Genomic DNA, 6890 nt, shown 5'->3' with positions numbered 1-6890 from the left:
CACCCGGATCGCCAACGTTGGCAGGCCCGCCGTGACCAGATCGGAAATCGGCGCGGCGGGATTGCGCGGCAGCACTAGCGTTAGCGCGCCGGGCCACAGGCGGCGGGCGAGGTAGCGGGCACGGGTGTCGAAAATCGCATAGCGTTCCGCCGTTTCCAAATCGGCCACATGGGCGATGAGCGGGTTGAAGCTCGGGCGGCTTTTCAGCTCATAAATCGCGGCCACCGCCTTATCTTGCGTGGCGTCGGCCCCCAACCCGTAGACGGTTTCGGTCGGAAAGGCGACGAGCCCCCCGGCGCGGAGGTGGCGTGCGGCTTCGGCGATGGTGGCAGCGGTGGCGGACAGAATGGGCATGGCGGCAACCGTGCCGCTCCCGCCCCCGTGGGTCAAGCGAATGAGCGGTTTTTTCGTGGCTTGCGCGGTTGCACCGCACGCAGCCCTTGCCAGCCCGCATTATAGAGCGGATCATATTCGTATGACGGCTAAAATTATCACCATTGCTCAGCAAAAGGGCGGCGCGGGGAAAACCACCCTCATCGTCCATCTCGCGACCTTCTGGAGCGGCCAGGGGCTTAGCGTCGCTGTCGCTGATATCGACCCGCAGGGCTCGGTGACGCAATGGGCGAAGCTGCGCAGCGAGAAGCAAGGCCGGGCCGCGCCCTTCGTGCTGCCCGTCACCGGCTGGCGCACGGCGGGGGAGGTGGAACGCCTCGCCAAAACCTATGACATTGTGTTGATCGATAGCCCCCCGCACGCGGCCACCGAAGCGCGAATCGCGGTGCGTGCCGCCCATCAGGTGCTCATCCCGCTGCAACCGAGCGTGCTCGATCTGTGGGCGACGAAAGCCACGCTCGATCTCGCCGCCGAGGAAAAGCGCCCGGCCCATCTGGTGCTCAACCGGGTGCCGCCACGCGGAAAGGCCGCGCAGGAGGTGGCCGACGAAGCCCAGCGCCAAGGCCTGCCGCTGTCGGCCTTTCGCATCGGTAATCGTACCGCGCTGGCGGCCTCGCTCGCAGCGGGATTGGGGATTTCGGAGTTCGAGCCCTCTGGTGTGGCGGCGCAGGAGATTGCGGCCTTGGCGGGGTCGGTCTACCCCGCCAAAACCTGAAACGCGCTATTGCCGAACTCCGGCTTGCCATACGCGAGGCGCGCGCCGGTGAGATCCGTCACGCGGCCGCCCGCGCCTTCGATGATCGCTTGTCCGCCCGCCGTGTCCCACTCGCAGGTACGGCCATAGCGGATCATGATATCCGCCGCGCCCTCGGCGAGTAGGCCGAATTTCCAAGCGCTGCCGCAGCTTACCTGTTTCGTCACCCCATGTTCGGCCAGCGCAACATCGGCAGCAGCCCCGTCGCGGTGGGAGCGGGAGATCATGGCGACGAGCCCCTCGGCGGGGGCGGCACGCATCTGGATCGGCTGACGCTCGTCGCCGATCTGCTTCCACGCGCCGAGGCCGAGGCCGCCGGAATAGGTAATGCCCTGCACGGGCACGCGCAGCGCGCCTAGGACCGGATACAGGCCGGAAATCAGCCCGACCGAGACGGCAAACTCGCCAGTGTGGTTGACGAACTCCTTAGTGCCGTCGAGCGGATCGACGCACCACCACAGCCCGCCCGAACAATCGGGGCAGAAACCCGCCGCCACTTGCTCTTCCGAGACGATGGGGATATGCGGCGCCAGGGCTTCGAGCCCCGCCAGCAGCACGGCTTCCGCCGCGTGATCGGCCTCGGTTACAGGGGAGCCGTCGCCCTTGCGCGTCATCGTGCAGCCATTGGCATAAAGCGGCAGGATCGCGGCCCCTGCCTCGGTCACAATCCGCTCCAGGCCGGGGATGAGCCCGCGCACCGTTTCCAAATCAATCATTCGGCGGCGGCCTGCACTTGGGCGGCTTGGATTGCCTGCCAGAGTTTATGGGGCGTCGCGGGCATATCGATATGGGTGATGCCGAGCGGGCTGAGCGCGTTCAGCAGCCCATTGATAACCGCAGGCGGTGCCCCAATCGCCCCGGCTTCCCCCGCGCCCTTAATGCCGAGCGGGTTGGTGGTGCAGGGAACATTCTTCAGGTGAAACTCGATCTGCGGCAGCAAATCGGCGCGCGGCATGCCGTAATCCATGAAGGAGCCGGTGATAAGCTGGCCCGACTCGGGATCATAGGCGGCTTCTTCAATCAAAGCCTGCCCCGCGCCCTGGGCGATACCGCCGTGAACCTGGCCCGCCAGCATCAGCGGGTTCACCACTGCGCCGAAATCATCGACAACCACATAGCGGTCCAGCGTCACCCCGCCGGTATCGGGATCGATTTCCAATTCGACCACATGGGTGCCGTTCGGATAGGTGGCGGCAGGCGGCTTCCAGCGCCCGTCGCCGTCGAGTTCCGGCGTTTCGCCGTCCGGCACCTTGCCCGCTTTCGCCTGCGCCGCGACTTCCGTCAGCCCAACCCGGCGATCTGTCCCGACGATGGTGAAGCTGCCATCGGCAAACTCCACGTCCGCCGGGGCGGCTTCGAGCAGATGGGCGGCGATGCGCTTACCTTTTTCGATCAGGGCATCGACCGCCTTCGTCACCGCAACGCCGCCGACCGGCACCGAGCGGGACCCGCCCGTGCCGCCGCCGGTGCGGACCCGGTCGGTATCACCCTGGATCATGTGAATATCGGCAATGTCGATGCCTAGCCCGTCGGCGGCCAACTGCCCGTAGGCGGTGGCGTGGCCCTGGCCGTTCGATTGGGTGCCGATGAAGAGCGTTACCTTACCTGCCGCGTCCATCTCCAGCCGCGCGTCCTCGGGGCTGCCACCCGCGCAGGCTTCGATATAGGAGGACAGGCCGAGCCCGCGCAGTTTGCCGCGCGCTTTCGCTTCCGCCAGCCGCGCTTCGAACCCGGCGACATCGGCGAGCGTTAAGGCTTCGGTGAGCGTCTGATTGAAATCGCCGCTGTCATAGGTCTGCCCCAGCGCGGTTTTGAATGGCATGGATGCCGCGGGAATGAAATTGCGGCGGCGGATTTCGGCGGATGAGAGGCCGGTGATGCGCGCGGCTTCTTCGACCATCCGTTCGATCACATAGGCGGCTTCCGGGCGGCCCGCGCCGCGATAGGCGTCGACCGGGGCGGTATGGGTGAAGACGCCGCGCACGCGCACCGAGGCGGCGGGAATGGCATAAACGCCGGTCAGCATCATCGTGCCCGCCAGCGTCGGGATAAACGGCCCATAGGGGGAGATATAGCCGCCGAGGTTGGCGATAGTATCGACCGACAGCGCGAGGAATTTCCCCTCCGCATCCAGGGCGAGCGCGGCTTCGGTCACATTATCGCGACCGTGGGCGTCGGCTTGCGAGGAATCGGAGCGTTCGCCGGTCCATTTCACCGGGCGCTTCAGCGTTTGTGCCGCCAGCAGCACCAGCGCCTGTTCGGGATAGGGGAAAATCTTGGTGCCGAACCCGCCGCCGACATCGGGGGTGACGACGCGCAAGCGATCCCGCCCAATCCCGAACACTTCTTCAGCAAAAACCTCTTGTAGATCATGCACGCCCTGGCTGCTGGTATAGAGCGTCAACCGCCCCTCGGCATCGACATCGCCGATGGCGTTGCGCGGCTCCATCGCGTGCGAAATCAGCCGGTTATTAATCAGGCGCAGGCGGGCGATTTTATCGGCCTTGGCGAAGGCGGCTTCTACCGCGTCCGGCTGGCCCGAGCCCCAATCGAAGCAGATATTCCCCGGCGCTTCCGCATAAACCTGCGCGGCATCGGGGGCGACGGCACCGGCGGTATCGACAATGGCGGGGTGATCCTCGTACTCAACAACCACCGCATCCAGCATATCGCGCGCCGCATCGAGGTTTTCGGCGACAATGAGCGCCACCCCATCGCCGACATGGCGCACTTTGCCTTCCGCCAGCAGCAGGCGCGGCAGCATCACCATGTCCGACCCGTCGCGATTTTTCAGCTTGATCGGCGTCATAAGCGGCTTCAGACCCGCCGCTTTGACATCCGCGCTCGTCAGAACCGCCAGCGCGCCGGGAATCGCCAGCGCGTCGCTCGCATCGATGCTGCGGATCGTGGCATGGGCATAGGGCGAGCGTAGCACCAAGGCATAGGCTTGGTTGGGCAGAGAAATATCATCGGTATAGCGGCCCGCGCCGGTTAAAAACCGCGCATCTTCCACCCGCCGAACCGGCTGCCCCATGCCGAACTGACCCATGCCCCGTCTCCTCGATATTTCTCTGACATATAGATAGATTAACAGCGTCATCAAGATAGGCGGCGCGGCGCGGCGTGACTAGAGGCGATTCGGCAGGCGCGGTGCGCGCCCGGCGACGCGTCTCTAAACTGTCATCTAATCTTGCTAAGACGAGCGATCCGCTGGGGCGGAGTGTCTGCGCCGGCCTTTTACGTCTGTGTTTCTGCGCATGCTTTCGCTCCCCCGCCGTCCGGCGATTTTCCTTCTGGCGTTTCCTCTCGTTCTTGGCGCTTGCGCCGATAAAAAGACCGCGCCGACGCCGGGAATTTTCGCGGGGCTGGAGCGGTGGTTAGCCCCGCCCGCACCGGCCGAAGCCCCGAGCCTCCCAATCCCCGCATCCGCCACGGTCGAACCGCCGCGCCAAGTCGAAACCATACCGGCGCGGCAACGCCTGGGCGGCAGCGGTGCCCGGGGCGGCGCGCCTGCGGTGCAAACGCCAACGGGCGAAATCGCCCTGTCGTTCGAGAATGCCGAGATTAAGGACGTGGTCGCCGTCGTGCTTGGCGATACGCTCGGCTTCCCCTATTCGGTCGCGCCGGACGTGCAGGGGCGGATCAGCGTTTCCTCCACCGTTCCGCGCGGGCGGGTGGTGCAACTGCTCGGCGGTTTGATCGCCCAGCAGGGCGGGGCCTTGGTGTGGAGCGATGGCGCGTTTTCAGGTCGTTCCCCGCGCCCGTGCCCGCGCGGATGGGCGGGGCTGTCGTCGGGCAGGCGGAGCCGGGCGGGGCGACCGTTCGCGTTATTCCGCTGCGCTATGTGTCGGCGGATGGATTGATGCAAACGCTGGCGGGTTTTGCCGATGGCGGGGCGGTGTTGGGGGTCGATTCGGCGCGCAATGCCGTGATCGTCGAAGGCTCGCCCGAGGCCGTGGAGCGGTTGGCGCGCACAGTGGATATTTTCGACGTGGAGTGGCTCGCCGCCACCTCCTTCGTCATGGTCGAAGCGCGGCACAGCAAACCCGCCGATCTGGTGCGCGACCTGGAGGCGACGTTCCGAACCCCCCAGGGCCAGAGCGGCACCAGTCTGCGTTTCGTGCCGATTGATCGGCTGGGGGCGGTGATCGCCGTCGCCCAAAGCCCCGACCAGTTGCGCGAAGCCCGCGCCTGGATCGAACGGCTGGATCAGCCCGCCAGCGGCGAGCCGCGCCCCTATGTGTACCGCGTGCGTCATGGCCGCGCCGAGGATATGGCCCGCCTGCTGCGCGATCTTCTGGACCAGCGCCGGGAGGGCGGCCCGACCGAGGCAGGGGCCATCGCACCGCGCTTCCAATCTGCCGAACTGCAATCCAGCACCTCGATCACGGGGCCGACCGGCGGCGCTTCCGCCTCCTCAGCCCCCACCAGTTCTACGACGCAAACCCAAGCGGCGACGGTTCCGACCACGACCCAAAGTTCTGAGACGAGTGGCTCCACGGCCTCGGTCTTGACCGAGACACCCGCCCAACGGTCCGCGCCAGTGGTGGCCTATGGCGGGCGCGTGCGGATCGTTGCCGACCGCGCCGCTAATACGCTGGCCATTCTGGCGACGCCCTTCGATTACGACCGGCTATTGCCGACGCTGGAAAAACTCGACGTTCAACCGCGCCAAGTGATGATCGAAGCGATGGTGGCGGAAGTCACGCTGAGTGACGAGTTGCGCTACGGCGTCGAATGGTTCCTGCGTAACCGGTTGGGCGATGGCTATCGCGGCACGGCAGGGTTGGACCTCGGCACCCTGGGGCTCGCCGCGCCGCAGACCGGCTTTTCCTATATTCTGCGTAATAGCACCGGCGAAGTGCGCGCCGTGATTGACGCGCTGTCCGGGGCCTCGCGCCTGTCGGTGCTGGCGACGCCGAACCTGATGGTGAATAATCTGGAGCGGGCGCTGATCCAGGTCGGCGATCAGGTGCCGGTCATCACCCGCTCGGAAACCGTTGTCGTCGATCAAAGTTCGGACCGGGTGATTAACTCGGTCGAATATCGCAACACCGGCATCATCCTGGAGGTCATCCCCAGCATCGGCGCGGACGATCAACTGACGCTCCAGTTCCGCCAAGAAGTCTCGCAGGTCGCGCCGAATAAAGTGTCCTCGGTCGATTCGCCGATTTTCTCCCGGCGGCTATTGACCAGCAGCGTCACCATTCGCTCGGGGCAACCCTTGTTCGTCGGCGGGCTCATTCGCGACGATGGCACCACTCAGCGTTCCGGCATTCCGCTGCTGCAAGATATTCCCTTTGTGGGAAATGCCTTCCGCACCAATAATACCACCAGCAGCCGCACGGAATTAGTAGTGATGCTGGTGCCGACGATTCTGGACCGGCCCGACGACGCCCGCGCGCTGCAAAATGATCTGCGCAGCCGGTTGCGTTTACTGCGCGATGCACCGCTGCCGCCCTCGCCGACGCCGTGACGGGCGGCGATAGACTCGCTCTGGCGGGGTTGACGCTCGCGGGGGCGGGGATTTCCGCGCTATTGAGCCGGGGTGATTGGATTTTCGGCTGGGGCGTGGCGGTCGATAGTCTACTGGCGCTGTGGCTCGCGGCGCTGGCGTTGATCGATGCGCGCCGGATGATCTTGCCGGAAATCTTAACGATCCCGCTTGCCCTTGCTGGGCTTGCGCTCACGGCCTGGGTATCGCCGGATCGGTTAGAGAGCCATCTCATCGGTTTGGCCCTCG

At 65.6% G+C, this 6890-nt stretch carries 7 protein-coding genes; 4 read left to right on the top strand and 3 right to left on the bottom strand.

All coding sequences use genetic code 11. The annotated features are described in order from the left end of the window. On the bottom strand, positions 1 to 390 hold a 390-nt coding region (locus VZ95_RS12640), incomplete at its 3' end, for an L-threonylcarbamoyladenylate synthase (protein ID WP_456297700.1). A gap of 85 nt (positions 391 to 475) precedes the next feature. On the opposite strand from VZ95_RS12640, the gene parA reads away from it, so the two are divergent. Next, positions 476 to 1108 carry a ParA family partition ATPase gene (gene parA / locus VZ95_RS12635; protein ID WP_045776165.1) on the top strand — a complete coding sequence of 211 codons (633 nt, stop codon included), beginning with the start codon at positions 476 to 478 and terminating at the stop codon, positions 1106 to 1108. Here parA and cysQ read toward each other — a convergent pair. Together cysQ and VZ95_RS12625 are read right to left on the bottom strand one after the other, a co-directional pair. Then, a complete protein-coding gene (gene cysQ / locus VZ95_RS12630; RefSeq protein ID WP_045776164.1) occupies positions 1090 to 1863 on the bottom strand; it encodes a 3'(2'),5'-bisphosphate nucleotidase CysQ in 774 nt (257 codons plus the stop codon). The genes parA and cysQ overlap by 19 nt on opposite strands. Further along, positions 1860 to 4196 carry a xanthine dehydrogenase family protein molybdopterin-binding subunit gene (locus tag VZ95_RS12625; protein ID WP_045776163.1) on the bottom strand — a complete coding sequence of 779 codons (2337 nt, stop codon included), beginning with the start codon at positions 4194 to 4196 and terminating at the stop codon, positions 1860 to 1862. The genes cysQ and VZ95_RS12625 overlap by 4 nt, the downstream gene beginning before the upstream one ends. A gap of 208 nt (positions 4197 to 4404) precedes the next feature. Here VZ95_RS12625 and VZ95_RS12620 point away from each other — a divergent pair, with 208 nt between their 5' ends. From VZ95_RS12620 to VZ95_RS12610, 3 genes are all read left to right on the top strand, one after another. Beyond that, entirely contained in the window at positions 4405 to 5010 is a 606-nt protein-coding gene (locus tag VZ95_RS12620) for a hypothetical protein (protein ID WP_156995275.1), read from the top strand. Continuing rightward, positions 4911 to 6623, top strand: coding sequence for a secretin N-terminal domain-containing protein (locus VZ95_RS12615; RefSeq protein ID WP_198148275.1), 1713 nt, complete (start codon positions 4911 to 4913; stop codon positions 6621 to 6623). The genes VZ95_RS12620 and VZ95_RS12615 overlap by 100 nt, the downstream gene beginning before the upstream one ends. Next, positions 6620 to 6890, top strand: a 271-nt coding sequence (locus tag VZ95_RS12610) for a prepilin peptidase (protein WP_045776160.1), incomplete at its 3' end; no start/stop codon positions are given. The genes VZ95_RS12615 and VZ95_RS12610, both read left to right, overlap by 4 nt.

This window comes from Elstera litoralis (assembly GCF_000963705.1).
Lineage (GTDB): Bacteria > Pseudomonadota > Alphaproteobacteria > Elsterales > Elsteraceae > Elstera > Elstera litoralis.
Note: the sequence above shows the minus strand (reverse complement) of the source record. Positions and strands in the feature narration are given on the sequence as shown.

Coding starts and splice junctions, on each gene's coding strand:
- VZ95_RS12620 (WP_156995275.1), top strand. CDS start 4,405: ATGCTTTCGCTCCCCCGCCGTCCGGCGATTTTCCTTCTGGCGTTTCCT.
- cysQ (WP_045776164.1), bottom strand. CDS start 1,863: ATGATTGATTTGGAAACGGTGCGCGGGCTCATCCCCGGCCTGGAGCGG.
- VZ95_RS12625 (WP_045776163.1), bottom strand. CDS start 4,196: ATGGGTCAGTTCGGCATGGGGCAGCCGGTTCGGCGGGTGGAAGATGCG.
- parA (WP_045776165.1), top strand. CDS start 476: ATGACGGCTAAAATTATCACCATTGCTCAGCAAAAGGGCGGCGCGGGG.